Here is a 26,982-nt window from a genome sequence, read left to right as displayed (position 1 = left end):
TCAGCGGCTGCCTTTTTAACTTATTTTTGCTATCATGCAAGTGAAAGCGATTGCGATCCGATGAAGGAGTGTGGGAGAAATGAAACCGAACGAAGGGAAGAACGCACTGCATTACGACGAAAATATGAAGCTGGTCGCCGGCGATCATTCCGGCATGGTCTGGATGTCACCGATGGAGGAGCCGTTTCGCCTATCCGGTTTCGCTTGGCTCGCGGAGGACGGGGTCTATCGCCGTCTGCCGGTCGCGCCGCGATGGAAGCTGCCGGAGGCGGTCGATTATTTGGCCAACCATACGGCCGGCGGGCAAATCCGGTTTACGACCGATTCGCCGAAGCTCACCGTCAAAGTCCGGTTAGCGAGCGCCGCCGATATGTACCACATGCCGTCGACGGGCCAGTGCGGATTCGATTGCTATATCGGGGAGCCGGGCAACTCGCAATATTGCTCGACCGTCGCTTACGATCACCGGCAAACCGAATATGAGCATACGCTGTACGCTTTCGACTCGCGGGAGAAACGCTGCATTACGCTGAACTTCCCGTTATATCAAGGGGTGAAAGAAGTGCTGGTCGGGCTTGAGCCCGGTTCGCTGATCGGCTCGCCACCGGCTTATGACGATAACAAAAAAGTGATCATTTACGGGACGTCCATTACGCAAGGAGGCTGCGCGAACCGTCCGGGCATGGCTTATCCGAACATTATGAGCCGGAGAATCAACCGGGAGTTCATTAATTTGGGTTTTTCGGGCAACGGTAAGGGGGAGCCGGAGCTTGCGCGCATCATCGGGGAAATCGCCGATCCGGCTTGCCTTGTGCTCGATTATGAAGCGAACTGCGTGAGCAAGGAATTGTTCGCGGAGACGCTGCCCGAGTTTATCCGAATTTACCGGGAGCGGCATCCGATCGTTCCGATCGTGGTCGTTTCGAAAATATCGTTCGCCCAGGAGCTATGGAATAAGGCGCAGGCGGCGCTGCACGAAGAGCGCAAGCAATTGCAGCGTTCCGTGGTAGAGAAAGCTCGGGAGGCGGGGGATCGCGACATCTATTTTGTCGACGGCTCGGCATTCCTGGGGGAATACGGCCAAGAGGGAACTGTCGACGGGGTTCATCCGACCGACCTCGGCTTCCTGGAAATGGCCAATCATTTTACCCCGATCTTGCGGGAAATTCTGGCGGAGTCGTAATGTCGGGATCGGGATGGGGATCAGGATCTGTTCAGGCGGAATGCGTGAGCGGATGCTGCTATACATTTACGCCGCTATACATAGCGCTGCCGCTCGCTGCGGTAAACGCCGGGCGTACAGCCGATACGGGCGCGGAATAGGCGGATAAAATAGTTGGCGTCGTCGAATCCGATCCGCGCGGCGATTTCCGCAACGGACAAATCGGTTGTCGACAGCAGCCGCTTCGCTTCGGTCATCCGCAGAAACTGCTGATACTTCAGCGGGCTCATGCCCGTGCGGGTTTTCAGGCAGCGCGCCAAATAATCGAAGGCGAAGTGAAGCTGCTCTTCCATGCGGCGCGGCTCCAGCTTCCGATACGCATGGGCGGCCAAGTACCGCTCGACGGAGGCGCCGATCGCGGCAACGCGCGAATAGCCGCCGGTCGTTGAAGCGATGCTTTGCAGCTGCGCGATTAGGCGGACGAACAAGGCGTGCAGCTCGGCTACGTGCTGCAAGTCGAGCTTCTCGTGCAGCGACGTCATCGCATCGAGCGTCGGCAGCAGCGGGCTCAAGTCCGCAGCCATATATTTAGGCAGCAGGATGGACTGGTCCAGCGGACTGAGGTCTTTGTCGGTGCCTTTCTGCACATAGGCCGACCAAGGCACGTCGGAGCGGGAGCAGCGCGCCGGAGGCGACGGATGGACAAAATGAACCCAATAAATGTCCGTTTCCGTCTCGCAGGGCCGATGCCCGTAATGGACACGTCCGGGTTCCAGAACGAGCATTTGTCCCGGGCCGATTTCATAAGGCGTATCGTCCTCGGTCATGTACAACGTGCCTTTGGTGACGATCAGCATGTCATAGACTTCAAACGTTCGGCGAAAATGCTGGGTGCCCGGCGCCCAGGCGGCGTGTCCGACCGTAATAAAATGCGGCAGCGGAGGAATTGACAGCTGCAAGCAATCCATAAGATCCCGATCCCTTCCCGATTGACGATCATAATTAGACGATGTCCCGAGCTGCCGAAGCCTTTGTTTCGGCAGCTCGTTTCATTTCAACGATATTGTACTTATTGGGAAAATACTTTACCGGATAGTATAACATAGCGATGCTACAATTTGGTCGGTATTGTGCTATAGAAAGTCGGGAATCGTTCTATTCGCCTGCCTCTTGGACGGTTACACTGGGCATAAGACAGCCATTATACCGTGAAAGGCGGGCGTATTCGCAATGAATTTTCGTCAAGTGCATCTGGATTTTCATACTTCCGAAGCCATCGACCGGATCGGCAGCCGATTTTCCAAAGTCCAATTTCAATCGATGCTGAAGCTCGGCCATCTGAATTCCATCACCGTATTTTCCAAATGCCATCACGGCTGGGCCTATCATCCGTCCGAAGCGAACGAAATGCATCCCGGACTTGACTTTGACCTGCTGGGCGCCATGATTGAGGCGGCGCATGAGATCGGCGTCAAAGCGCCGGTGTACGTGTCTGCCGGATTGGACGAAAAGCTCGTGCTGCGCCACCCCGAATGGCTGCGGCGCAACTGCGATAACGGGCCGATCTGGGGTTCAGGCTTCTTGAAGGCAGGATATCACGAATTTTGCTTGAATACGCCGTATCTGGACGTTTTGGTAAAGCAGGTGGAGGAAGTCGCGCGCAATTATGACGCGGACGGCATTTTCCTCGATATTGTCGGGGTCCGCGATTGTTACTGCCATCATTGCATCACGAAACTGCGCGAGCGGGGCCAAGACCCTCGTGACGAAGCGGCCGTATTCGCCCTAGGTGAAGAAACATACGCGAATTATACGAGCCGCATCAAGGAAGCGGTCCATGCGATCAAGCCGGATATGCCGATCTTTCATAACAGCGGACACATTACGCGCGGCCGCCGGGACTTGGCGCATATGAACACGCATCACCTCGAGCTGGAATCGCTGCCGACCGGCGGCTGGGGGTACGACCATTTCCCGCTATCGGCTCGGTACGCCCAGCCGCTTGGCATGCCGTTCCTCGGCATGACCGGCAAGTTCCATACGACGTGGGGCGAATTCGGCGGCTACAAGCACCCGAACGCGCTGCGTTACGAGACGGCGCTCAGCATCGCGAACGGCGCACGCTGCTCCATCGGCGACCAGCTCCATCCCGAAGGCGAGATGGATGAGGCGACATACCGGCTGATCGGCGCGGCATATGCCGAGATCGAGCAGAAGGAGCCGTGGTGCGAAGGCGTCCGCAATGTCGCCGACGTCGCGTTGCTATCGCTGGAAGCGGTGATGCAGGCAGCGGGAAGGAAAGCGGAGGGCCTCTCCGGCGATCCTGATGCGGGCGCTGTAAGAATGCTGCTGGAAGGCAGCTTCCTGTACGACGTCATCGATGCGGAGACGGACTTTACACCGTACAAGGTGCTTATTTTGCCGGATCAGGTGCAGCTAAGCGCGAGGCTGGCCGAGCGCATCAACGCTTACGTGGCGGGTGGCGGCAAGCTGCTGGCAACCGGACGTTCCGGACTTAACGAAGCAGGGGATGCGTTCGCCGTGGATTTGGGCGTGGCCTACGAAGGTAGGAACCCGTACAAGCCGGATTATTTCCGCCCTGCGTTCGACGTGCCGAATCTCGGTCAAGCGGGCTTCATCTTCTACGGCGAGGGGCAGCAAGTTGCCTTGAAAGGCGGCACGGAGCTTGGCGCCCGGCAAAACCCTTATTTCAACCGCGACGCGTTCCGGTTCTGCTCCCATCAGCACACTCCGAACTCCTTCGAATACGGCGGTCCGGGTATGGTGGAAAGCGACCACGGCATATATATTGCCTGGAACGTATTCGAGGACTACGCGGCCAAGGGCAGCCTGATTGTGAAGGAAACGGTGCTGTACGCCTTGAACCGGCTGCTGCCCGCGAAGACGCTGCGCACCGGCTTACCTGCGCAAGGCGTCGTAACATTGCAGCATCAGCCACTGGAGCAGCGATATGTGAACCACTTGCTGTACGCCGTACCGGTTCGGCGCGGCGCCTCGATCGAAGTGATCGAGGACATCGTGCCGCTTTACGATGTCGATGTGGAGCTGCGCCTGCCGGAGGCGGCAAAAGCCGTTTACCTCGCGCCGCAGCATACGCCGCTTGCTTTCGAGCAAGAGGGAGGCGTACTCCGGTACACGGTGCCGAAACTGGAATGCCACCAGATGGTCGTGATCGATGTCGAATCCAATTAACGAAACGAAGAAAGGCTGCCCTTCCGGGTAGTCTTTTTTTTCTAGCAAATGTTCCTCTATCATCTTTGTTGGATTTTGTCGATAGCTATGATAGACTCTTTGAAAATGGCTCATTTTTCTACTGTACGGAGGCTGCACTATGAATAAGTATAAAGAGGCTCTGATGACGAACATCAATCGGCAGCTGGAGGCGTGGTTCGACCAGACGGAGCCTATTCCGCACGACCAGGTTCATCTGTTTCTTCATTCGATCAAGGGTACGGCTGGGACGATCGGTTTGGACGAACTCGCCCTGGTCGCGCAAGGGCTGCTTGAGGTCGTCGAGGCTTCTTCGGCAAGCGACTGGCAAGCCGGCGAGCTGCGGGCGTTCCTGTTCGAGCTCATACGGAACAGCTACGAGCATGCGACGGAGCCCGAGCTGTTGCTCGAAGCGGGGCACGGCGAGATTGGCAAACCCGAGGAATCCGGCGAATCCGGCGAGTCCGTCAAGGATCAGCCGCTGGTTCTAATTCTGGATGACGACGTCACTCTATTAATGTTTCTAAAAGAAGAATTGGAGAAAATCGGCTGGTCCGTCATTGCGACAACGCATCCGAACAAAGCCATCGATTATTTCCACGACGTTTCGCCGGATTGCCTTGTGCTCGATATACATATTCCGCAATCAAGCGGGCTTGACGTCATGCAGACGCTGCAGGAAAAAATCAAAAAACAATACGTCCCGACAACGATTATTAGCTACGACAGCGATAAAGCAACCCGGCTGAAGGCATACCGCATGGGCGCGGACGATGTCATGAGCAAGCCGCTCGATATGGAGGAATTCGTTACGCGGCTGGAAAGGCAGCTGAACCATAAGCGATGGCTGGACCGCGTCTTGTTCGTGGACGAGCTGACCGGCGCTTATAATCGCAAATATTTGCAGGAAGCGTATGAACGGTTGTCCTCCGAAGCGCTGCGTACCGGAGCGAACTTCTCGCTTGTTCTGCTGGATTTGGATCATTTCAAGCAGGTGAACGACCGGTACGGGCATTTGATCGGCGACCAGGTGCTGGCGGGTTTCTCGTCGTATATCCGGTCAAGCGGCCGGACGACCGATTTGTTGATTCGGTACGGCGGCGAGGAATTCGTCCTGCTGATGCCGAGAACCGGAACGCAGGAAGCGAAGCTGGCGCTCGAGCGAATGATCGCTCAGTTTTCCGAGATGAAATTCGACTCCCCGCAGGGCGAATTTTCGATCAGTTTTTCGGCTGGCGTCGTTGAAGTAACCGATCCGCAGCTGCACCGCCAGTATTGGCTGCAAGCGGCGGATCAGGCGCTTTATGCGGCGAAGAAGCTCGGGCGGAAGCGAGTCGAAGCGGCTGGATCGTCCAATATGCAGCCGAGCAAGAAGAAGATCAAAATTGCCGTCGTTGATGACGATGCCATTGTCAGGGCGATGCTGACGGAATATATGAAGGATTGCTTCGGCGATCAGGCCGAAGCCGAAGTCCGTACATACCGGAACGGGGAGCTGTTTCTGGACGATGTCTTGCACGGCGGCGATGACCCGTGTATCGTGCTGCTGGACGGCATGATGCCGGGGATGGACGGCCTGGAGGTGCTGCGGAGAGTCCGCACATTGCCGAACTCGGGACAATACAAGGTCATTATGCTGACCGGACGCAGAGGGGAACAGGATATCGCCAGAGCGCTTCAATTGGGCGCGGACGACTATATTACGAAGCCGTTCGGCATTAAATCGTTGGAAGCCCGAATTCGTAAGCTGGTTCGGCAAGTCATCTAACATGAAAGGGGAGGAGAAGATGGCGAAAATTTTGCTGGCGGAAGACGAAGCGGTATTGCGCATGCTCGTAGGCGATACGCTGGAGGACGAAGGTTACGACATGGATGTCGCCTGCGACGGCGAGGAAGCGCTTCGCTGCATCGAGCGGCACGATTACGACCTCATTATCCTGGATTATATGATGCCCAAAATGACGGGGCTCGAGGTAATCTCGCAAGTGCGGACAATGCCGGGCAAAAGTGCGGTGCGGATCCTCATGTTGTCCGCCAAAAGCCAACAAGCGGAGCAGGAAAAAGTGCTCGCGCAAGGCGCGGACGATTTCATGTCCAAGCCGTTCAGCCCGGCCGAGCTCGTACGGAAAGTGAGAGCTATGCTGCATGAATAATATGTTCCGTTATCTCGGAAGAAGCATTACCCGCCGTTTCGTCGCGATGATGCTTACGCTGCTGACGTTCATTATGGTCGGCGCGGGCATCGTGCTGTGGATCAACTACGATACGTTTCAACAATACGAAGCGACTTCGAAGCAGCTGAAGCAGAAGGAAAAGCTGATCGCCGAAATCGCCGAGCATACGAATCAGATCTTTTTCCGGGCGAGAGGGTATTACGCCTTCATCAATCGTGCGGAACACGACCTGATTTTCAAGGAGAAGGACTTGCTCGACAAGTCTTTGGCCGAATTCAAAAAGCTGCCGATCAGCGATTCGGAGATGGAGCTCATCGTTTCCATCGAATCGTTCTTCAATAATTATTTCACCAATGTGCTGCCGCGCGCTTTTGAATTTGTCGAACAAGAAGATTACGAAGGCTTGCGCAAGTTTTCGTCCAGCGGACTTAACGATTCGGTCAACAAGCTGCTCAATTACGCGGTGGACTACCGTCAGCAAAGCGAAACGATGCTGAATGCCGAAAGCGAGCGGCTGATGGAGCGTTTGCGTTATCAGAGCTTATGGTTCGCGTTATACATATTGATTATGTTCATCATCTCCATTGTTCTGATTGCGAAATCCGCTCGCGATATCGGCAAGCCGCTGGGCAATTTGTCCGCGGAGGCGTCGCGGTTTGCCCGGGGGGAAATGATAACGCCTATGGATACGTCGCGTCAGGACGAGATCGGCCAGCTCTCCCGATCCTTTCAATATATGATCGGCCAAATCCAATTGAAGGAAGAAGAGCTGCTCGCGCAAAACGAAGAGCTGCAGGCGCAGCAGGACGAATTGCAGGCGCAGCAGGAGGAGCTGCAGGAAGCGCTGACGAAGACGGAAGCGAACGAACATTATTTGGAAAAAAGAAACGCATTGATTCAGTCGCTTACCAATACGCTGGACAAACGCGAACTGCTCCAGAGCATCGTGAAAAACACGGTGGAAGTAACCGGTTCGGACAAAGGAGTCGTCGTGCTGCTGAATGGGGAGCTGGACTATGCGGCCTTCGGCGTTTCGGAGCAAGGGGTCGCCCAGGTGCTGCATAGCGTGGAGCACGATGTGCTGGCTCGAATTGACCATACGAAGCAGCCTTACGCCGTCACTCGCGAAATTCGCGGCGTCGAGCGCGGATATCACACCGAATCGATGCAATGCCACGATTTGCATGTGCCTTTGACGAACGCGGACGACAAGGTGATCGCCTGGATTATTCTTACTCGCTTTAGCGGGGCTTTTACGGTAATGGAGCAGCAGGATGCGGAAGGGCTTGGCAAGCAAATTTCGCTGTCGCTCGAGAAGCTTGCGATGTATGAGAAGACGGAGGAGCAGCGGCAGCTGACCCAAAATATTCTCGATACGATTCAAGAAGGGGTACAGCTCCTTGATCTGGAAGGCACGACGCTGCAGGTGAACCGCAAGATGCTTGAGCTGTTCGGCCACGATGCCGCCTTTCTCACGACGGAAATGAAGCTAATGCCTTGGATCGAGCACTTGCGCAATCAGGTCGTCGCACCGGAGCCAATGGCGCGCTTCGTCGAAAATATCGTTCACCGCCGGGAAATGGAGGCCCGCGTACATATTTACGAAATGTTCGCGCCGTCCCGCCGATATATTCAAATGTATTACGAGCCGATCTTCCGCAAGCAGGAGCAAATCGGCACGATTCTCGTCCATCGGGACATTACGAAGGAATATGAAGTCGACCAGATCAAATCGGAATTCGTCAGCACGGTGAGCCATGAGCTAAGGACGCCTCTAGCCAGCGTGCTGGGCTTCGCCGAGCTGATGCTGAGCAAAGAGCTGAAGCCGGAGCGCCAGCGCAAATATTTGCAGACGATTCATCAAGAAGCGCTGAGGTTAACTTCGCTGATCAACGATTTTCTGGATTTGCAGCGGATGGAGTCGGGGAAGCAAGCTTACGAAATGAAGCCGGTCGCCATTGGGACGATTGTCGAGGAAGTGCTGGAGTTTTATCGCGAGCAGCATCCGCGGCACACGTTAACGTTCGACAACCGGGCCGGATCGGCGGTCATTATGGGCGACCGGGACAAGATGCGTCAGGTGCTGACGAACCTGCTGAGCAATGCGGTCAAGTATTCGCCGGAGGGCGGCGGCGTGACGGTCGTTGCCCGCAGGGAAGGAGCGCAGCTGTGCGTGGACGTCAAGGACGAAGGCCTTGGCATTCCGGCTGAGGCGCTGTCGAAGCTGTTCTCCAAGTTTTACCGGGTCGACAATTCGGACCGCCGCGAGATCGGCGGAACGGGCCTTGGCCTTGCCATCGTCAAAGAGATTATTAACATACACGGTGGAGACATTCGCGTTCAATCGGAATACGGCCGGGGCAGTACGTTTACCTTCGTGCTTCCTGTCGTGGGCGTCGAGGCGCTTTCTGAAGCGGCGCCTGCTTCGGAAACGGCGGAGGAGCAGAGTCATCCGGTTCAGCATCGGAAGGTGATGATCATCGAGGACGATTCCAACTTGTCGGAGCTGTTGACACAGGAGCTGCAAGAGCGCGGTTTTGCCGTCTTTCGATTCGCCGACGGTGAAGAAGCGTTAAACGCCATGCCGCGGGTCGAACCGGATGCCGTCGTGCTTGACCTCGTGCTGAAGCACGGACGCGACGGCTGGGACATCTTCGAGCGGATGGCGAAGGACGAGCGGCTTCGCGCGATCCCGATCATTATTTCGAGCGCCTTCGAAGAGAAGAAGAAGGCCGGCGAATGGGGCGCGAAGGGGTATTTGGTGAAACCGTATCATCCGAGCCTGCTGTCGAGAGCGGTTGTCCAAGCGATTTCGAGCCGCGATAGCGGCGGACAAATATTTGTGCCGGAATTCAAATGATTATATTGCGAGCAACATATGAGCATCCCACTGGGTAAAGAGAGTGGGATGTTTTTTATTTGCATAAGGCACTGAAAGATACAACGGTCTCTTTAACTCGCATTACTGGGCGTTTTACGAATAATTCGACAAAAATTGCTTTGCTTTGCGCGGAAACTTCAAGTATGATGAGAAAATAAGAAAAATTTTTATCCCCATAGGCGGAGAGTTGTTCTTGGTAAAGAAAGTATCCGTTCGCTTTAATGCTGCAACGCATCGAACCGAAGCTTTTTTATCCTTAGAACAACGAAGAGATGGTTAGATTAATAAGCAAAAGGAGCAATTGTACAAAATGAATACGAAGACGAAGCATTGCAAAATTGTCGATTGTACGATCCGTGACGGGGGGCTCGTCAACAACTGGGATTTCAGCGTTGAATTCGTACAGAACCTGTATAACGGGCTGAACGAGGCCGGCGTTGACTACATGGAGATCGGATACAAAAATTCGCCGAAGCTGCTGAAGGGCGCCGACCAAGCAGGCCCATGGCGTTTCCTCGACGATGATTTCCTGCGTAAAGTCATCCCGCAAAAGCTGAACACGAAGCTGTCCGCGTTAGTCGATATCGGCCGCGTGGACGAAAACGATATATTGCCGCGCAGCGAAAGCATGCTGGACCTGATCCGCGTCGCTTGCTACGTCAAAGACGTCGACAAAGCGCTTGAGCTGGTGCAAACGTTCCATGACCGCGGATACGAAACGACGATCAACATCATGGCGCTCTCGAACGTCATGGAGAACGAGCTGCTCGAAGCGTTCGAAATGATCAAGGAAAGCGTCGTCGATTACGTGTACATCGTGGACTCGTACGGCAGCCTTGACCATAACGACATGCGTTACCTGGTCGAGAAATTCAAGACGCACCTGCCGAACAAAAAGCTGGGCGTGCATGCGCACAACAACATGCAGATGGCGTTCGCCAACACGCTCGTTGCGGCCGAGCTGGGCGTCGAGTTGCTTGACGCTTCCGTATACGGAATGGGCCGCGCAGCGGGCAATACGCCTACGGAGCTGCTCGTCGCTCACTTGAAAAACACCAAATACAACGTTCGTCCGGTATTGGACGTGATCGAACGCTTCATGATTCCTCTTCGCGAAAAAGAAGAGTGGGGCTACATCATCCCTTATATGATTACCGGCATGCTGGATGAGCATCCGCGTTCGGCGATGGCGCTCCGCAATTCGGCGGACAAAGACAAGGCCGTCGAGTTCTACGACAAGCTGACAACGCCGGAAGTATTGCACGGCAAACAATAGTTTACGATAAAAAATCCATCCCGATCCGTTCGTTTGAACGGCGGGGATGGATTTTTTGTTTTGTTTGGCTGTGCCGTATGCCGTAAGCGAGGACCTACCGCTCATCTCCACGACCGGTTAGCCCGCCTTAACTGCTAATCGACAAGCTAGAGTCGTGTCTAATCAGGGCGGATGACGAAAATACCTGCAATTGTGCAGTTATTTGTACCGGTCTGGCTCAATAGCGGCGAATACCTGCGAATCTACATCTATTTCCCACTGTCCGCGCATTTCTGACATTATCAAGCAAGAATAACTGTATATTTGCAGGCTTTTGCCTCCCACTGGCGAGTAGTTCCCGAATTAACTGCACATTTGCAGTAATTCCTCAGTTCGCCAATCCCACAATACACTTTTCGTCAACTCCGGACTCGTGAACTTAGAAACTCTGAACTCGCCAACTCCGAATTTCAAAACTCGCGAACTTTAGAACTCCGAGCACGCAAACACCGAACTTGCGGACCTCAGAATTCCGGCCTGCGAACTCCGGAACTCAGAACTCGAGAACTTCAGATCTCCGAGCGATGGAATCTCGAACTCCCCAACTCTTTAATTCCCCGTCTCCTCAGCTCGATATTCCAACTATACCCCGATCACGCACCCCATCGAACTTGCGAGGACTAACCGCCTCTCTCAACGTCAATCGGCTTCGCCGATTGGCGCACGATCATCTCGGACGGCAGAATCAGCTTGCGCCACTCGCCGGCGACGGCGGTGCCTTGGATGCGCTCGATCAGGAACTGGATGCCGAGCGCGCCGAACTGATACGCCGGCTGGGCGGCAACCGTCAGGAACGGGTCGATCGCCGACGACGCCCCCAAATCGTCGAAGCAGACGACGGAGATGTCGTCCGGGACGCGCAGCCCTTTGCCGCACAGCTCCCGGATTGCGCCGAGCGCGAGAAAGTTGTTCGCCGCGAAAATGGCGGTCGGCCGCTCCGGAAGAGCCAGCAGCGCATCAATGACGCCGCTGTCGGTGAGCTGCTTATAGCCGACCTCGAACACTAGCTCCTCGTCGAACGGGATATCGTTCAGCTTAAGCGCATCGCGATACCCGGTGTACCGGTGCCGGGCCGTCGAGACGTCCGGCGAGCCGTTGATCAGCGCGATGCGCCGGTGGCCAAGCGACACGAGGTGCTCGACGAGCTGCCGCGCGCCTTCCTTGCTGTCGCCGAGCACCATGTCGGACTCAACCCCCGGCACCTCGCGGTCGATCAGCACGAACGGGATGTTGTGGCGGATGAGCGTCTCCAGATGCTTGTCGGACGCATCGCCCGCCGGGGCGAACAATACGCCGTCGACGCGGGTCGACAGGATCATGTCGACGTATTCTTTTTCCTTATCGAGATTTTCGTCGCTATTCCCGAACAACAGCTTATATCCAAGCCGCATCGCAGTATCCTCCGCGCCGCGGGCTAACGTCGTATAAAACGGATTCGTAATATCGGCAATGAGCAACGATAAAATTTTCGTCTGCTGCAGAACGAGACTGCGAGCCATCGCGTTCGGTACATAATTCATTTCGTCCATGACCCGTTTCACCTTGAGACGGGTTTTTTCGCTAATGCGTCCGGTGTTATTGATAACTCTCGATACCGTCATGGCCGAGACATTTGCTTGTTTGGCGATATCGTAAATCGTTACCATGCATGACCTTCCTTTGCTAGCTAATATGTTATTTTACGATAAAGAAAATTTAAGTTCGCTGAGCTTTAAAGCGAAAGAGAATTTTCTTTACCAAGAAAAGCTTCCTCTTACGCAGGGTCATTCATCGTGGAGCAGACTCCGAATAGAAGCTTTTCTTATTGTACTGAATAAAAAGGTTGACAGCAATAGCGTTCCTTGTTATGTTGGAGTTATCGGTAACACAAACTTTATCACTAGAGGTGATTGGTGTGGCAAAAGCGATAGATGCAAGCGCGGACGCGCTTGTGATGGACGAAAAAGACCACGTCGCGACAGCGATCAAGGATATTCAAGCAGGAGAAACGGTAACCTACCGGATCAAGGACCAGACGGTGCAAATCGCGGTGACCGACCCGATTCCGTTCGGCCACAAAATTGCAATCGTCGCTATAGTTCCGGGCACGCATGTGCGCAAATACGGCGAGGTGATCGGCGCGGCGACGGTGGACATCGCAATCGGCCAGCACGTTCACGTTCATAATATCGAAGGCATCCGCGGACGCGGCGACAAAGCGAAAACAGAAGGAGGCGCACAATAATGGGTCATTTCATGGGATACCGGCGCCCGAACAATCAAGTGGGCATCCGCAATCATTTGCTCATCATTCCGACGGTCATTTGCGCGAACCAAGTTTGCTCCCGCATTATGCAGATGGTGCCGGAAACGGTAGCGATTCCGCATCAGCACGGCTGCAGCCAAATCGGCGCAGATAAAGAGCGTACGTTCGACGTGCTCGCAGGCACGGGCAAAAACCCGAACGTCGGCGGCGTGATCATCATCAGCCTCGGCTGCGAAGTCGTTGATCCGCACGCGCTTGCGGAAGCGATCAAAGTTACCGGTAAACCGGTTGAAGTGATCGACATCCAATCCGTCGGCGGTTCGGTTAAGGCGATCCAACACGGCGTGGAGCTGGCGCGCAAAATGCGCAAAGAGCTGGACGCGATGGAGAAGGTGCAAATTCCGCTTAGCGAGCTGATCGTTGGCGTGAAATGCGGCGGCTCCGACGCGACGAGCGGCCTGGCATCGAACCCGGCGCTTGGCGTAGCGGCGGACGCGCTGATCCAAGAAGGCGGCGGCATCGTCATCGGCGAAACGACCGAGATCATCGGCGCGGAGCATGTGCTGGCGGAGCGCTGCCGGACGCCGGAAACGGCCGAGAAGCTGTATTACATCGTCGACCGCTTCGAGAAAGAAGTCGAGCGGATGGGCGCCGACATGCGCGGCGGCAACCCGAGCCCGGGCAACATCGCGGGCGGACTGTCCACAATCGAGGAGAAGTCGCTTGGCTGCATAAGCAAATGCGGCACGGCGCCGATTGAAGGCGTTATCGAATATGCGGAGCAAATCCCGAACAAAGGGCTGTACTTCATGGACTCGCCGGGCAACGACATCGAATGCGTATCAGGCATGGCGGCCGGCGGCGCACATATCGTCTGCTTTACGACGGGACGCGGAACGCCGACAGGCGCGGCCGTAATCCCGGTTATCAAAATTACGGGCAACGAAAAAATGTTCCAGCGCATGTCCGACAACATGGACGTTGACGTTAGCGCAATGCTGGCGGGAACGCTGTCGCTGGATGACGCAGGCGAACTCATCTGGAACGAAATCAAAGAAGTCGCTGACGGCAAGCTGACGAAAGCGGAAGTGCTCGGCCATCAGGAGTTCAGCATCAACCGGATCGGACCAAGCTTGTAATTCCATAAACCATGCACTTGTACATGCACACGAACATGCACGGCTGGCGGTCAGAGGCCCGCTATTCAGGGCATTAGCCGTGCGCTGAACCTAACAATAACAAGGAGAGATCATCTCATGAATCGTTTGAAAAACCGTATTGCGCTCGTCACCGGCGGCAGCCGCGGCATCGGCGAAGCGATCGTTATCCGTCTTGCGGAGGAAGGCGCTGACGTGGCGATCAACTTTACGTCCGACCGTTCCCGTGCCATCGCCGAAGAAGTGAAGGCGAAGGTCGAGGCGCTCGGCCAACGCGCAATCGTCGTGCAAGCCGACGTAGGCAACAGCGCGCAAGTGAAAGCGATGTTCGACCAAGTCGAAAGCGAGCTCGGACCGGTTGACATTCTCGTCAACAATGCCGGCATCGCGCCGTTCGAATCGTTTATGAAAGTAACCGAGGAGACGTGGGATCGGACGCAAAACACGAACCTGAAGTCGATTTTCCTTTGCTCGCAGCGCGCTGCCGCAGGCATGATCGAGCGCCGTTTCGGCAAAATCATCAACGTATTGTCCACGGCGAGCCTGGTCGTAACGAGCCCGGTTATCGTTCACTACCAATCGTCCAAAGCCGGTGCGCACATGCTGACCAAAGGCATGGCCATCGAGCTCGGGCCATACAACATCAACGTCAACGCGGTTGGACCAAGCACGGTTGATACCGACATGTGCACGGACTACTTGGCCGATCCGCGCATCCGCGAGCAAGAAGTGCAGGCGAACCCGATGAAGCGTCTCGGCACGGCTCGCCAAATCGGCGATTCGGTCGTATTCCTCGCATCCGAAGAAGCGATGCAAATTAACGGACATCTGCTTATGGTCGACGGCGGCCTCGTAGTTAAAGCGGCACAGCCTGACGACCATATGGAACGATAAAAGGAGCGGCTATGGCAGGAACGCGTTGGCAATACCACATCGTAACGGATCGTGCGGCGCTTCCGGAGCTAGGCCTGGAAGGCTGGGAGCTCGTCAGTGTGGCGGTCCTGCAAGGACTTGAGCAGTTTTATTTGAAGCGTCCGGCGCCTTCCGTCAGCGAAGAGATTACTTTGTCGCAGCGCGCTCACGTGTTAGCGCAAAAAACGGCGGAGGAGGGTGGCGAGTCATGAAACGAGGCGGAATTTTGCACCCGACGCTGAATCGGATTTTGACGGAAACGGGCCATACCGATATTTTGACGATATGCGATCGAGGTTTCCCGGTTCCACAAGGCATTGAGCGTCTCGATCTCGCGCTTGTGGACGGTATCCCATCCGTCCTTGACGTGCTGAAGGCCGTGCACGGCGAATTCGTTATCGACACGATCATCGTCGCCGAGGAAATGAAGGACGCCAGCCCGGAACGCTTTCGCGAACTGACGGAGCAATACCCGGACATTCATTTCATGATCGTCAGCCATCAGCGATTCAAACAAATTTGCAAGGAATCGCGTGCCGTCATCCGTACGGGGGATACGGTGCCTTATGCAAATTTGATGATCGTTTCCGGATAAGCAACGTACAACGAACGGCTCGGGGCGCATGGCAGCGCGCTTCGGGCTGTTTTTCTTTTGCCTCGGCTGGTATAATATGTGTATCGTGTTAAAAGAAGAAACCGGAGGAGCAAGCGTTGGATATCGCCAAAATTACAACTCGCAAAATATATGAAGAAATCGCCGAACAAATCAAACAGCAAATCGTGTCCGGCGCACTACCGCCCGGTCATAAGCTGCCTTCGACGCGGGAGTTGACGGAACGGTTCCAGGTCGGGCGTTCGACGATGAGGGAAGCGCTAAGCGCTCTTAAGGCTATGGGTTTGATCGAGATTCGGCAGGGCGAGGGCTGCTACGTGAGAATTGTGGAATCGGCCGACGTTCCATTGCCGGAATTCGACTCGCTGCTAATGGGCAAGCAGACGGTGTTAGAGCTGATGGAAGCGCGCAAGGCGCTCGAAATCGCCAATGCCGCGCTAGCCGCGGAGAAGCGGACGGATGAAGATTTGGCGGCGTTCGAAGCGGTGCTGGAAATGATGGAGCGCAATCTGGGCGACGAGGAGCAGGGGGAAGTCGCGGACGTTCGCTTCCACCTCGTGCTGTCGCAGGCGACGCACAATTCGATTATGGTGCGGCTGCTGGAGTCGATCTCTTCGCAAATGCAAATCGCGATCCGCGAAACGCGCAGGCTGCAAATGTATGCGAGTGCGGAAGTGTCGCGGCAGCTGTGGCAGGAGCACTCGGCAATCTATGAAGCGGTTCGGGACCGCGATCCGCTGCGCGCACAGGAAGCGATGCGGACCCACCTGCATCACGTGGAGAAAGTGCTGATTCGATTTATGAAATAAGAAATTTCGAAAACAACAAGTAAAAATATTTTCTTTTCAATTGTTAACATGTCTGATAACCTGATAATAAGATAATAAATGTGGAGGTCAATGCAATGCGAGTTTCGTTGTTTATTACTTGTTTGGCGGACCAGATGTATCCCGAGGTCGGCGAAAGCGTAGTACGTATTTTGCACCGTTACGGCTGCGAGGTTGATTTTCCGGAGACGCAAACATGCTGCGGGCAGCCGGCGTTCAACAGCGGATACCAGGACGAGGCGCGGGAAGTGGCGCGCAATCTGATCCGGGCGTTCGAGCATAGCGATTATGTCGTGTCTCCTTCCGGCTCCTGCACGGGCATGGTGCACCATTATTACCCGCATCTGTTCAAGGACGAACCGGAATGGGCCGCCAAAGCGGAAGCGCTCGTAAACAAAACGTATGAATTCGCGCAATTTATGGTCAAGGTGCTCGGCGTCACCGACTTGGGCGTTCGGTTCGATCACAAGGTGACGTATCACCCTTCATGTCACGCGACAAGGCTGCTTGGCGTAAAGTCCGAGCCGCTCGAGCTGCTGGAGAACGTCAAAGGCATCGATTTTGTCGACCTGCCGAAAAAAGAAGACTGCTGCGGCTTCGGCGGCACGTTCGCCGTCAAGATGGCCGACATGTCGGAGGCGATGGTGTGCGAAAAAGCCGCGCATGTGTGCGAGACCGGGGCGGAAGTGCTCGTCGGCACGGACATGGGCTGCCTCATGAACATCGGCGGCCGGCTGAACAAGGAAGGCAAGCCGATTCGCGTCATGCACTTGGCGCAGCTGCTTGAGGAAGGGAGGACGCGGGCGTGAGCGTGACGGATAAAGAGCTGGAGCTGATCGGCACGGGGTTGAAGAAGCGGACGGAGATCGCGCTGAAAAACGAGTTTTTGCGCAAGGCGGTCGCCTTTACGACCGATAAGCTGAAAACCGGGCGACTCGCGGCGATGGACGCGATGGGCGACTGGGAGCTATGGCGGGAGCGCGGGCAAGCGATCCGGCAGCATACGATCAGCAACCTGGACTATTATTTGAATCAATTCGCCGACAATGTGGCCAAAGCGGGCGGCAACGTCCACTTCTGCAGCGGCGCGGACGACGCGGTGAAGACGTTTATGGGCATCGCTCAAGAGCGTAAGGCGAAGCTGGTTGCGAAGGGAAAGTCGATGGTGTCGGAGGAAATCCACCTCAACCACCATTTGGAGGACGCCGGGATCGAAGCGATCGAAACCGATTTAGGCGAATATATTTTGCAGCTCGCGAAGGAAACGCCATCGCACTTGATTATTCCGGCGATCCACAAGAACAAGCAACAAATCGCCGATTTGTTCTCGGAGAAGTCCGGGCAGCATTTCGAGCCGGAGACAAAAATCCTTGCGGAATATGCCCGGCAGAAGCTGCGCAACTACTTTCTCGAAGCGGACATCGGCTTAACGGGCTGCAACTTCGGCGTCGCCGAAAGCGGTTCGATCACGCTTGTTTCGAACGAAGGCAACGGGCGGATGGTGTCCACCTTGCCAAAATGCCACGTCGTCATCATGGGCATGGAGCGGCTCGTGCCGACGTTCGCCGACCTCGAAGTCGTGTTGAATCTGCTGGCGCGCAGCGCGACGGGGCAAAAGCTGACCGTATACACGTCGATGATTACGGGGCCGAAGCAGCAGCCAGACCACGACGGACCGGAGGAGTTGCACGTCATCATTCTCGATAACGGACGTTCCTCGCAGCTCGGCGACCCGATGTTCCAGGACGTGCTGAACTGCATCCGATGCGCGGCGTGCTTGAACGTCTGCCCGGTGTACCGCCAGGTCGGCGGCCATACGTATGGCTCCGTCTACAGCGGACCGATCGGCGCCGTACTGACGCCGCTTATCCAGCAGGACATGAAAGAGGCGGGGGCACTGCCATACGCGTCCAGCTTGTGCGGAGCGTGTTACGAAGCGTGTCCGGTCAAAATTCCGCTGCACGACATGCTCGTCCATTTGCGCCACCGTAAAGTGAAGATGAAGCTGACGTCGCTGCCTGAGCGGCTTGCGTTCAAATCGTTCCGGACCGTGTTCGGCAACATCACGCTATATAAGCTGGCGACGAAGTCGGCTTATTACTTGCAGCAGCCGTTCGGCAGCAAAGGCGTCATCCGCAAAGGGCCGGGGCCGATGTCGGGCTGGACGCAATCGCGCTTCTTCCCGATGAAGCCGAAGATGTCGTTCCGCGACAAATGGGCAGCATTGCAGCAGGAGCTGAAGCAGGAGCCGCGGATCTCCGCCGCGCCGACAGCGCCCGCACAGCAGAAACGAGGTGAGTCGCATGACAGCTAGAGGAACAATCAACGGACGCGAAGCGTTCATGCAAAATATCGCGAACCGGCTTGGCCGCAAGCAGCCGCAAACGACGGCACCTGCGCGTCCTTTCGTCGGCGTGCCGGAGCATTATGCGGCCGTCAGCTTGAGCGAGGACGAGAAGATCGATCTGTTCATCCAGAACTGGTCGGCGCTGAACGGCAAAGTGCTGATCGTCGATCGCCACGAAGCGGCGGAAGCGATTCAAGCTTATATCGGCGAAGTATGCGCCGAGCTTGGCGTAACGCGCGTGGCGCGCTGGGAGCATGAAGCGCTTGCGGAGCTTGGGCTCGACGAGCCGCTGAAGCAGCGCGGCGTCGACGTGCTGCCGTGGAAGCCGCTGGACGAGGTGCCGGACTGGGCGGCTCGCGCCCGCGAAGAAGCGCTGGCTCAGCAGCCGGGCTCCGGCGGAAGCAACTCGGCTTCCAACTGGAGCAAGCGCAGCCCGCTGTTACGCGCGGCCGAGACGTGCCAGATGGGCATCGTCTGGCCCGACTACGCGATCGCCAACACGAGCACGCTCGCGCTGCTCGCTCACGGTGGCCGGGGACGCTCCGTGAGCCTGGTGACGACGGTGCTGATGGCGATTTTCCGCGCCGATCAGCTGGTGACGCGGATGGGCGAGGCGTTCGAGCAGATCCGCTCGCAATATGCCGGAGACGAACCGCTGCCGTCGTCGCTAAACCTAATTACGGGCCCAAGTCGAAGCGCCGATATCGAAAACGACTTGACGATCGGCATTCACGGCCCGGGGAAAGTATACGCGGTTATTATCAAGTAACTAGCAAACAAACAAACGGAAATAGACCCGAGTTCCGCTCCATGCTGCATGGATGCACTCGGGTCTTTTGTTTTTTAGATTGCATTTTGTGCAATGGGCGAGGGTGATTGAACCGTTTCCGGTTGTTTCTGTTGCATAAAGTGCAATGCATCGGTACAGGCACCCCTAACTTGGGGATAGCTCGGCTCGATTGATTGCATAATCTGCAATGGAATCATGAATTGCGCAGATAAATGGTGTTTCCATTGCATGTTTTGCAATGAATGCACTCAGCTTGGAACGAGCGACACGTGAGCAGGGAAATTATCCACCTTGGATCGGGAGTCTATTTATTGCGCCACGCCTGCTCCAGCACGATCGCCAGCAACGTGCTGACGAGCAAGCCGTTGCCGAATACGTATTGTAGAATCGTCGGGAGCCCCTGGAAAGCGGCTTGCGGCAGGAACATCAGCCCGACTCCGACGAGCAGTGTGATGGCGAGAATCGTTGTCCGCCGCTCATCTAGCGGATCCTTCGTGACCGAATGCAGCGCGATGCCCAGCATCTGCACGAAGGTTGCGAGCAGGGCGCCGCTTGCGATCGGAACCGGCAGCAGTGCCGCGCCGCCTACGATCGCGGGAAACAGCGAAATGGCGGCAAGAGCGAGCGTCCCCCATATGAACGGTTGAGCGCGGGGCTGCCCGGTCAGCCGGATGAAGCCGGCGGAAACGGGCAGCGGAACGACCGCTATGCCGGAGAACAGCGCCGACAGCCAGTGGGAGACGCCCCCGACAGCGATGCCGCGATTCAGCGACCGGTCGGGATTACGTTCTTCGCCCGGTGCGACCTGACGAACCGCCGTCACGGCGGCGATCGTGTTGGAGACGAGAATGAGCGTGAACAGCACGGCAGTGATCGCTACGCCGCCGTTCCACTGCGGCATTCCCCAGGCCAGCAGCTCGGGAAATCGGACGAACGAGCCGGAATCGGTGAACGGATGCAGCTGCTTGCCAGGCAACATATAGATCAGCCAGCCTGCGGCGATGCCGATTAATACGGCGTATTGCTTGAGCCAACCCCGGCCCCGGGCGGATAATACGATGATCGTCAGAAATACGAACAACGCCAAAGCCGCCGTTCCGTAATCGGGCTGCGGATTTTCGCCTTGCAGGCCAAGCATGCCTTTCATCATGACGCCGCTTAGTTGAAGCGCCAGGATGAACAGAAAGGAGCCGGTGACGAGCGGCGTAAACAGGCCGAGCAGCTTGCGGACCGTCCCTGTCAAGCCAAGCAGCAGGAGCAGCGCTCCGGCAATCACGACGCCGCCTTCGATCAGACGCAGCGATTCTTTGGCGCTATAGCCTTGATGCGCCGCAACGTCGGCCATTACGATGAATACGCCGACCCACGACCCGGCCGGGCCGTCGGCAATCGGGAAACGGTGGCCGAATCGCGCCTGGAGGAACGAGCTGACGCCGACAATAAAAAACGTCCGCTGCATGAGCGCGGACACCTCTTCGATCGACAGATGGAACACGGTGCCGATAACGATCGGCATCGCGACGGAATTGGTCAATAAGAAGATGAACCATTGCAGGATGCTGAACCCGGATATCCAAGACCGCTGTTTTAATTCATGACTCACGGAGCTAGCTTTATCTCTCATTGGCATAGTTTCATTTCGCCCCGGCATCCAGCAGCAAACGCTCGATTTCCTTATATCCGCGTTTCCGGCTATGCTCAAGCGGCGATACGCCGTCTTTATCCGGGATGTTGACGTCGGCGCCGTGCTCGATCAGCAGCCGAACGATTTGCTGATGGCGCGAACCGCCGTCGCTGAGCACGATCGCTTCCATGAGGGCCGTCCAGCCCAAATTGTTGATATGGTTCACATCAATCCCGGAACGCTCCAGCAGCTCCCGGACCACTTCGACATGGCCCCGTTCCGAAGCGGGGATTATCGCCACGCCGCCGTATCGGTTCGTCAGCTTCGGATCGGCGCCGGCATCGATAAGCAGCTTGACGATTTCAAGCATGCCTTCCGCTCCCGCGTATAAGAAAGGATTGTCGCTCCGGGCGTCGCGCAAATTCATATCGGCCCCGGCGACGATCAGCGCCTTAACGGTATCGGGATGATTGCCGTGGGTGGCGGCCAGAATGGCCGTGCGGCCGCGCGAATCGGTGGCGTCGATGGGAGCCCCGTCTTGGATCAATTGCAGGACAAGCTTCGTTTTCCCTTTTTCCGCTGCATCGATAAGAGCTTGACTCATAGGTTTCACGTCCTTTTCCATAATTGAGGCATTCTCCGTCTTGGACGAATTGCCGAGGGCATCGCATCCGGCTAGAAGCAGGAGCATGACCAGGATCAAATGTCGCGGCAACAACGGAATCGCCTCCTTTTGCTGTATCCTATCCATCATGCTAACATGAAGGTATCTATATGCAAAATATTTAAATCGTAGCTTTTTAATACTTTCATCATATACACAATCGAGGAGCGCTCAAAAATGGATATCCGGCAGCTAAAATATTTTATTGCGATCGCGGAGGAACGGCAAATTACGGCAGCCGCCCGAAGGCTGCATATGGCACAGCCTCCTCTAAGCCAACAGTTAAAAGCGCTGGAGCAGGAGCTCGGCGTAGAGCTGGTGGAGCGTCACGGCAAATCGCTGGAGCTGACGGAAGCGGGAGCGATGCTGTACCAGCATGCGCTGACCATCGTCGGCATGCTGGAGCAATCGCAGCTGGAGGTGAAGGAGGCCGGCCAAGGCATTAGCGGCAAGCTGACGATCGGCATCAATACGTTATCCGACCCGGACTTGCCGAAGCTGCTGCTGACATTCCGGCAGCGATACCCGAAGATTACATACAAAATCCAGCAAAATGATTCGGCACAGCTGTGCAAGTTGGTCAGGGAGCGGGAACTCGAGTTTGCGATCGTAAGATTGCCCCCGCCGCTGCCGCTGAGCGATTTTTTCGTCATCCCTTTTCGAAATGAACGATTTTATTATGTCATCTCCAACCAGCAGCAATTCGAGGGACATGAGGAGAAGTGGGGAACCCGGGAGCAGAGTGAAGCGAACGCGGATACCCGTGAGCAGAATGAGGAAACCCAGGGGCAGGATGGACCGATTGCGGAAATCCGTGAGCAGAATGCGAATACCCTGGAGAATGAACCGAATGCGGAAACGCGAGAGCAGGATGAACCGGATGCCGTAACCTGGGAGCAAATCGCTTGTTTCCCTATGATCATCCCGAGCACGGAAGGGCTCGGATTGTACGAACGGATCGTGGAGCAGTTCATGCAGCGTCATGTGAAGCCGAATATTTTGTGCGAATGCTCCGACATCGCCGTGCTGTTGAATCTTGTATCGGCGGGTTTCGGGGCGACGATCGTGCCCGAAAACGTCCTAAACCTGCATCAAGGATACGCTTCTCAGCTTCGCGTATATCCTATTGCCGAATCCCGGCTTACGGCGGCTTCGGGTCTTATCGGTTTGAAGCGGCATCACCTGTCCAAAGCGGCGCGCCATTTTATCGAACTGCTTGCCGAAACGCAAAAAACGGAGCCGCCATCGCAGCCCCGTTCCTTGAATGATTAATCGGTCGTTATTGCCAGCTTGCCTTTCTCTTCTTTGTCGCCGCTTGGGCGAACCTTGGCGGCTTCACGCTGGCGCGCCCGTTTGGACGGCCACCAGTTCGCTTCCCCGAACAGGAAGGAGAGCGCCGGTACGATAAGCCCCATGAATACTGTAGAGTACAAGAGCAGCCCGATCACGATACCGGCTCCGATCTGCAGCAGCGTATTGACGCCGGAGAACATCAGCGCGGCGAACGTGCCGCCCATAATGACCGCGGCCGAAACGATTACACCTCCGGTCGTGGTCATCGCTTTGCTCATCGCTTGAACGATGCCACCCGGACGGTATTCCTCCTTGAAACGCGCCATCAGGAAGATGCTGTAGTCGACGCCAAGCGCTACGATGATGAGGAAGACGAAGAACGAAGCGTTCCACGACAATCCTTCGAACCCGAGCAGCTTAACGAATACGAACTCCACGATGCCCATCGTGACGAGAAAGTTGAATCCGAGCGACAGCAGCAAGTAAAGCGGAGCCAGCACGGAGCCCAGCATGAGAGCGAGTACGATATAAATTCCGATGAGGACAAAGGAACCGGTACGGATAAAGTCGCTTTGCGAGATTGCGCTTAATTCGGTGGATTGCACCGTTTTGCCGGTGAGCTTCACGACCGGATCCGCAATCGAGGTACCGGCTAGGCTTATCTTCATCGTGTCGCGGATTTGATCGATCGCATCCATCGCTTCATTCGAATACGGGTTTTCCTTCAATACGATTTCGAACTTCGTCGTTTTGCCGTCAGGCGACATGTAGTGATCGATCGCCTGCTTCAGTTCCTCGCTGTCCAGCGCCTCCTTCGGCAAATACCAGCCGGAAATCTGCTTGCCGCCGTTATCGACGATGCCTTGCTGCGCGCCGCGCACCTGGGCGATGCCGTCGGCGATTTTGTTTAGCGCCGCGGAGCCTTCCGTCAACCCGTCGCTGAGCTGACCCAGGCCGCCCTTCAGCTTGACGACGCCGTCAGCCGCTTGCTGCTGGCCTTGCGACAGCTGTCCCATGCCGCCTGCAAGCTGCTGGAGGTTCGGCGAAATTTTCGCCAAGCCTTGCTGCATGGAAGGCATCCCCTGGTCGATCTTGGTTAACCCGTCGGTCAAGCCTTGCTGCTTGCCCATCAGCATTTGGAAATGCGGATTTTTTTGCAGCTCCGGATTGTCTTTCAGCAGTGCTTGCAAATCGTCAGCCATCGAAGCGGCGACCTGCTTGGAGCTGCCGACGCCCTTGGCGACGCCGCCGACCCCTTGCTCGATCTGCTTCAAACCGCCGCCGATTTGCTCCAGCCCTTGCTTGGCCTTCAGCGTCTGATCCGACATCGTGACGAGACCGTCATGCAGCTTGTCGATATCTCCCGTGCCGGACCCGGCTTGTTTGCCGGCGTCGGCCAACCCTTTGGATACTTTCTCCACGCCATCCTGCATTTCGTTTAAAGCGCCGTTCACCTTGTCGAGCTGATTCGGTACGGTCAGGTCGGTCAATTGCTTGCCGAGCGGCCGAATGGCGTTGCGCACCTCTTGTACGGTGCCAAGCTTCATCAGGCTTTGGCTGGTCATTTCGATGGCGGCAAGCGCTTCGGGTGTCCGCATCGATTGCGACGATTGCAGCGCGATCTCCACCGGGAAAACCTCACCCGCGCCGAACGATTGCTCCACCTGACGGAATCCGACGACGGAACCGAGCTTCGGATCGATCTCGGCCAAATCGTCGAACGATCGGCTCCCTTGGTACAACAAGATGAGCGGGCTCAGCACGAGCAGCGATACGAGAATGACCGCGATCGGCTTGCGCGAGCTGAGGCGCGCCATGCCTGCCCATAGCTTCGATTCTCCATGGCCTTGGCCATGCTTGATCTTGACCGGCCAGAACATGATTTTGCCGAAAATCATCAGCAGCGCCGGAGCCAAGGTCAATCCCGCAAGCAGCGTAACCGCCACGCCCAGCGCAACGCCCGCCGCGGACTGATACAGTCCGAATTTGGCGAAGCCGATCAGGAAAAAGGCGAAAAATACGGTGCTTGCCGAGAAAATGACGGTTTTGCCGACGGCTTTCATCGTCAGCGCAAGCGCGTCAACGGGCCCGTGGCCGTTGCCAAGCTCCTCGCGGAACCGTTGGATGATCAGAATGCAGTAGTCGGTGCCTGCGCCGAACAAGACGGCGATCAGGAACGACTCGGTGAAGGAAGAGACCGGCAAGCCGAACAGCTCCGTCGCCCAGCCGACAAGTCCTCGCGTAATGACGAACGAAATGCCGATCGCGATCAACGGAACGAAAGGAGCGATCGGCGAACGGAATACGACGAGCAGAATGACAAGCACGAGCCCGACTGTCAGCACTTCCGTTTTCTTCAAGCCTTCTTCGGACGATTTTTGAAAATCTTTCGAAATCGGCGCGCTGCCCGTCAAGTTGACTTGGGCGCCTTCCGGATGATCGCCGACGAGGTCGCGCACCTTGTCGACCGATTCCTGCGTCAGCGTGTCGTAATCGGCCCGCTCGAAGCCGACCAACACCATCTGCGTTTCTTTGTCTTTGCTGACGAATTTGGAAGCTAAGTCCGGGTTATCGAACTTGGACAAGATCGAAGTAATGCCCAGCTCGTTTTTCTGATCCTGAAGCTTCTTGACAATGCCCTGAAGCCACTCGTCGTCCGCGGCGGTAGCGCCGCCGTCGCGATGAAAGGCGATGAGCGCATTCGCCTTCGCTTTGTCGGACGGATCGATAAGTTCCAATAGTTGTTTCGCTTGAATGGACTCCGAATCGGAAGGAATAAACTTCTGTTCGGTTTGCCGGATAATCGTTTGCAAATTCGGTGCGAAGAGCGCCGATACTACGGCGAGGGCAATCCAAATGAGCAATACGATCCAGCGGGCTTTCGCCAAGCCGCGAATCCATCTTTCGACCATGCATGAGCCTCCTTGAAATCGAATATAGTTTACTTATACAATAATAAATGACCGGTAGTCAAGTTTATTTTGAACCGATGGTCAAGTTTTGTTTTGTACAAATTATGAATATTATCAAAGGTTTGTTGCAACGTAATGAGATTCTTTTGGATAATAAAATGACCAATAGTCATAAAAATGTTTACCGTTTCCCGTCGAATATGGTACAATACGAACAAGCCTTGCGAGAGGAGGCGTTACGGTGAATCGGGAGCAGAAAAAACAAGAGACCCGAAAGCGGATCATCGATGCGGCGATGCAGCTGTTCGGGGAATACGGATATGAAGCCGCTACGGTCGCGCAAATTACCGAACGCGCCGGCGTGGCGAAGGGAACGTTTTTCAATTATTTTGCCAACAAAGAAGAAGTGATATTGGACACGCAAGGGCTGTGGGCGATGCAGGAGATCGTCAAGCTGACGGACAAGCCGGGGCCGATCATTCCGCGGCTCATGGTAAGCCTGATCCAGATCATGAGCCGGTTCGAGATGAGTCGGGGATTGGCGAGAGCGCTTATCCAGGGCTCGCTCAGCAGCTGTCAGAGAAGAGATGAGGAAGGCTCGCCTAAGGATCTGAACGAAGTGTGCGAAGCGATTCGCCTCGTTATCGAGCATGGGCAGCGCCTTGGCGAATTTCGCACGGACCTGCCTGCGGTGCAGATGGCCCAGATGGCGGTGCAAATCTATATGGGCGTGCTGACGATTTGGTCGATGGGGCTCGGTGATGACGATAATTTGGTCGAACAGATGGCGTTCGCATTCGAAGTGTTTATTGACGGCATCGAAAAGCGCACATAA

22 protein-coding genes are annotated in these 26,982 nt (G+C 55.9%); 17 read left to right on the top strand and 5 right to left on the bottom strand.

The features are described from left to right. Positions 1-79 precede the first annotated feature (79 nt). Positions 80-1,183 (top strand): SGNH/GDSL hydrolase family protein, encoded by a 1,104-nt coding sequence (locus tag AC0LWM_RS09730; RefSeq protein ID WP_474674725.1) that lies wholly within the window; start codon positions 80-82, stop codon positions 1,181-1,183. A 74-nt stretch (positions 1,184-1,257) separates the two neighbouring features. Here AC0LWM_RS09730 and AC0LWM_RS09725 read toward each other — a convergent pair whose 3' ends face one another. Next, positions 1,258-2,130 carry a helix-turn-helix transcriptional regulator gene (locus AC0LWM_RS09725; RefSeq protein ID WP_474674724.1) on the bottom strand — a complete coding sequence of 291 codons (873 nt, stop codon included), beginning with the start codon at positions 2,128-2,130 and terminating at the stop codon, positions 1,258-1,260. A gap of 262 nt (positions 2,131-2,392) precedes the next feature. Here AC0LWM_RS09725 and AC0LWM_RS09720 point away from each other — a divergent pair, with 262 nt between their 5' ends. From AC0LWM_RS09720 to AC0LWM_RS09700, 5 genes are all read left to right on the top strand, one after another. Next, the gene (locus tag AC0LWM_RS09720; RefSeq protein ID WP_474674723.1) at positions 2,393-4,375 is read left to right on the top strand and encodes a beta-galactosidase trimerization domain-containing protein; all 1,983 of its coding nucleotides are present in this window, start codon (positions 2,393-2,395) and stop codon (positions 4,373-4,375) included. A 139-nt stretch (positions 4,376-4,514) separates the two neighbouring features. After that, positions 4,515-6,161 (top strand): diguanylate cyclase, encoded by a 1,647-nt coding sequence (locus AC0LWM_RS09715; RefSeq protein ID WP_474674722.1) that lies wholly within the window; start codon positions 4,515-4,517, stop codon positions 6,159-6,161. Positions 6,162-6,180: 19 nt separating this feature from the next. Continuing rightward, a complete protein-coding gene (locus AC0LWM_RS09710) occupies positions 6,181-6,546 on the top strand; it encodes a response regulator transcription factor (protein ID WP_474674721.1) in 366 nt (121 codons plus the stop codon). Next, positions 6,539-9,427, top strand: coding sequence for an ATP-binding response regulator (locus tag AC0LWM_RS09705; RefSeq protein ID WP_474674720.1), 2,889 nt, complete (start codon positions 6,539-6,541; stop codon positions 9,425-9,427). Before AC0LWM_RS09710 ends, AC0LWM_RS09705 begins: the two co-directional genes overlap by 8 nt. Positions 9,428-9,758: 331 nt before the next feature. Beyond that, the gene (locus AC0LWM_RS09700) at positions 9,759-10,724 is read left to right on the top strand and encodes an aldolase catalytic domain-containing protein (RefSeq protein ID WP_474674719.1); all 966 of its coding nucleotides are present in this window, start codon (positions 9,759-9,761) and stop codon (positions 10,722-10,724) included. 659 nt (positions 10,725-11,383) lie between these two features. Here AC0LWM_RS09700 and AC0LWM_RS09695 read toward each other — a convergent pair. Beyond that, the gene (locus tag AC0LWM_RS09695; protein ID WP_474674718.1) at positions 11,384-12,409 is read right to left on the bottom strand and encodes a LacI family DNA-binding transcriptional regulator; all 1,026 of its coding nucleotides are present in this window, start codon (positions 12,407-12,409) and stop codon (positions 11,384-11,386) included. Between the two features lie 248 nt (positions 12,410-12,657). Between AC0LWM_RS09695 and AC0LWM_RS09690 the strand changes: the two genes are divergently transcribed. The 9 genes from AC0LWM_RS09690 (at position 12,658) to AC0LWM_RS09650 (ending at position 19,633) form a co-directional block, all read left to right on the top strand. Next, a complete protein-coding gene (locus AC0LWM_RS09690) occupies positions 12,658-12,987 on the top strand; it encodes a UxaA family hydrolase (RefSeq protein WP_474674717.1) in 330 nt (109 codons plus the stop codon). Continuing rightward, positions 12,987-14,147 carry a UxaA family hydrolase gene (locus tag AC0LWM_RS09685; protein WP_474674716.1) on the top strand — a complete coding sequence of 387 codons (1,161 nt, stop codon included), beginning with the start codon at positions 12,987-12,989 and terminating at the stop codon, positions 14,145-14,147. Before AC0LWM_RS09690 ends, AC0LWM_RS09685 begins: the two co-directional genes overlap by 1 nt. A 117-nt stretch (positions 14,148-14,264) precedes the next feature. Next, a complete protein-coding gene (locus AC0LWM_RS09680; protein WP_474674715.1) occupies positions 14,265-15,059 on the top strand; it encodes an SDR family NAD(P)-dependent oxidoreductase in 795 nt (264 codons plus the stop codon). A gap of 11 nt (positions 15,060-15,070) precedes the next feature. Further along, positions 15,071-15,289, top strand: coding sequence for a hypothetical protein (locus AC0LWM_RS09675; RefSeq protein WP_474674714.1), 219 nt, complete (start codon positions 15,071-15,073; stop codon positions 15,287-15,289). Continuing rightward, positions 15,286-15,672 carry a D-ribose pyranase gene (gene rbsD, locus AC0LWM_RS09670; RefSeq protein WP_474674713.1) on the top strand — a complete coding sequence of 129 codons (387 nt, stop codon included), beginning with the start codon at positions 15,286-15,288 and terminating at the stop codon, positions 15,670-15,672. Before AC0LWM_RS09675 ends, rbsD begins: the two co-directional genes overlap by 4 nt. 116 nt (positions 15,673-15,788) lie before the next feature. After that, complete coding sequence (locus tag AC0LWM_RS09665) at positions 15,789-16,499, top strand: FadR/GntR family transcriptional regulator (protein WP_474674712.1); 711 nt, start codon at positions 15,789-15,791, stop codon at positions 16,497-16,499. Between the two features lie 95 nt (positions 16,500-16,594). Further along, entirely contained in the window at positions 16,595-17,326 is a 732-nt protein-coding gene (locus tag AC0LWM_RS09660; RefSeq protein WP_474674711.1) for a (Fe-S)-binding protein, read from the top strand. Next, positions 17,323-18,831: a LutB/LldF family L-lactate oxidation iron-sulfur protein gene (locus tag AC0LWM_RS09655; RefSeq protein ID WP_474674710.1), complete on the top strand. Its 1,509-nt coding sequence runs from the start codon at positions 17,323-17,325 to the stop codon at positions 18,829-18,831. The genes AC0LWM_RS09660 and AC0LWM_RS09655 overlap by 4 nt, the downstream gene beginning before the upstream one ends. Next, positions 18,821-19,633 (top strand): LutC/YkgG family protein, encoded by an 813-nt coding sequence (locus AC0LWM_RS09650; protein WP_474674709.1) that lies wholly within the window; start codon positions 18,821-18,823, stop codon positions 19,631-19,633. The genes AC0LWM_RS09655 and AC0LWM_RS09650 overlap by 11 nt, the downstream gene beginning before the upstream one ends. A 325-nt stretch (positions 19,634-19,958) precedes the next feature. Here the strand turns inward: AC0LWM_RS09650 and AC0LWM_RS09645 are convergent, their stop codons facing one another. Continuing rightward, the gene (locus AC0LWM_RS09645; protein WP_474674708.1) at positions 19,959-21,278 is read right to left on the bottom strand and encodes a purine/pyrimidine permease; all 1,320 of its coding nucleotides are present in this window, start codon (positions 21,276-21,278) and stop codon (positions 19,959-19,961) included. Positions 21,279-21,288: 10 nt separating this feature from the next. After that, positions 21,289-21,969, bottom strand: a complete 681-nt coding sequence (locus AC0LWM_RS09640) for an ankyrin repeat domain-containing protein (protein WP_474674843.1) — start codon at positions 21,967-21,969, stop codon at positions 21,289-21,291. Positions 21,970-22,119: 150 nt separating this feature from the next. Here AC0LWM_RS09640 and AC0LWM_RS09635 point away from each other — a divergent pair, with 150 nt between their 5' ends. Beyond that, a complete protein-coding gene (locus AC0LWM_RS09635; protein ID WP_474674707.1) occupies positions 22,120-23,214 on the top strand; it encodes a LysR family transcriptional regulator in 1,095 nt (364 codons plus the stop codon). Here AC0LWM_RS09635 and AC0LWM_RS09630 read toward each other — a convergent pair. Beyond that, positions 23,211-26,147, bottom strand: a complete 2,937-nt coding sequence (locus tag AC0LWM_RS09630; RefSeq protein WP_474674706.1) for an MMPL family transporter — start codon at positions 26,145-26,147, stop codon at positions 23,211-23,213. The genes AC0LWM_RS09635 and AC0LWM_RS09630 overlap by 4 nt on opposite strands. A gap of 241 nt (positions 26,148-26,388) precedes the next feature. Between AC0LWM_RS09630 and AC0LWM_RS09625 the strand changes: the two genes are divergently transcribed. After that, entirely contained in the window at positions 26,389-26,982 is a 594-nt protein-coding gene (locus AC0LWM_RS09625) for a TetR/AcrR family transcriptional regulator (protein WP_474674705.1), read from the top strand.

Source organism: Paenibacillus sp. sgz302148 (genome assembly GCF_056120465.1).
The sequence above is the reverse complement of the archived record's forward strand: the minus strand, read 5'-3'. Positions and strand labels throughout refer to the sequence as shown.

Excerpts from the sequence above, each read along its gene's own strand:
- AC0LWM_RS09730 (WP_474674725.1), top strand. The coding sequence starts at position 80 with ATGAAACCGAACGAAGGGAAGAACGCACTGCATTACGACGAAAATATG.
- AC0LWM_RS09725 (WP_474674724.1), bottom strand. The coding sequence starts at position 2,130 with ATGGATTGCTTGCAGCTGTCAATTCCTCCGCTGCCGCATTTTATTACG.
- AC0LWM_RS09720 (WP_474674723.1), top strand. The coding sequence starts at position 2,393 with ATGAATTTTCGTCAAGTGCATCTGGATTTTCATACTTCCGAAGCCATC.
- AC0LWM_RS09715 (WP_474674722.1), top strand. The coding sequence starts at position 4,515 with ATGAATAAGTATAAAGAGGCTCTGATGACGAACATCAATCGGCAGCTG.
- AC0LWM_RS09710 (WP_474674721.1), top strand. The coding sequence starts at position 6,181 with ATGGCGAAAATTTTGCTGGCGGAAGACGAAGCGGTATTGCGCATGCTC.
- AC0LWM_RS09705 (WP_474674720.1), top strand. The coding sequence starts at position 6,539 with ATGAATAATATGTTCCGTTATCTCGGAAGAAGCATTACCCGCCGTTTC.
- AC0LWM_RS09700 (WP_474674719.1), top strand. The coding sequence starts at position 9,759 with ATGAATACGAAGACGAAGCATTGCAAAATTGTCGATTGTACGATCCGT.
- AC0LWM_RS09695 (WP_474674718.1), bottom strand. The coding sequence starts at position 12,409 with ATGGTAACGATTTACGATATCGCCAAACAAGCAAATGTCTCGGCCATG.
- AC0LWM_RS09685 (WP_474674716.1), top strand. The coding sequence starts at position 12,987 with ATGGGTCATTTCATGGGATACCGGCGCCCGAACAATCAAGTGGGCATC.
- AC0LWM_RS09680 (WP_474674715.1), top strand. The coding sequence starts at position 14,265 with ATGAATCGTTTGAAAAACCGTATTGCGCTCGTCACCGGCGGCAGCCGC.
- AC0LWM_RS09675 (WP_474674714.1), top strand. The coding sequence starts at position 15,071 with ATGGCAGGAACGCGTTGGCAATACCACATCGTAACGGATCGTGCGGCG.
- rbsD (WP_474674713.1), top strand. The coding sequence starts at position 15,286 with ATGAAACGAGGCGGAATTTTGCACCCGACGCTGAATCGGATTTTGACG.
- AC0LWM_RS09660 (WP_474674711.1), top strand. The coding sequence starts at position 16,595 with ATGCGAGTTTCGTTGTTTATTACTTGTTTGGCGGACCAGATGTATCCC.
- AC0LWM_RS09650 (WP_474674709.1), top strand. The coding sequence starts at position 18,821 with ATGACAGCTAGAGGAACAATCAACGGACGCGAAGCGTTCATGCAAAAT.
- AC0LWM_RS09645 (WP_474674708.1), bottom strand. The coding sequence starts at position 21,278 with ATGAGAGATAAAGCTAGCTCCGTGAGTCATGAATTAAAACAGCGGTCT.
- AC0LWM_RS09640 (WP_474674843.1), bottom strand. The coding sequence starts at position 21,969 with ATGCTCCTGCTTCTAGCCGGATGCGATGCCCTCGGCAATTCGTCCAAG.
- AC0LWM_RS09635 (WP_474674707.1), top strand. The coding sequence starts at position 22,120 with ATGGATATCCGGCAGCTAAAATATTTTATTGCGATCGCGGAGGAACGG.
- AC0LWM_RS09630 (WP_474674706.1), bottom strand. The coding sequence starts at position 26,147 with ATGGTCGAAAGATGGATTCGCGGCTTGGCGAAAGCCCGCTGGATCGTA.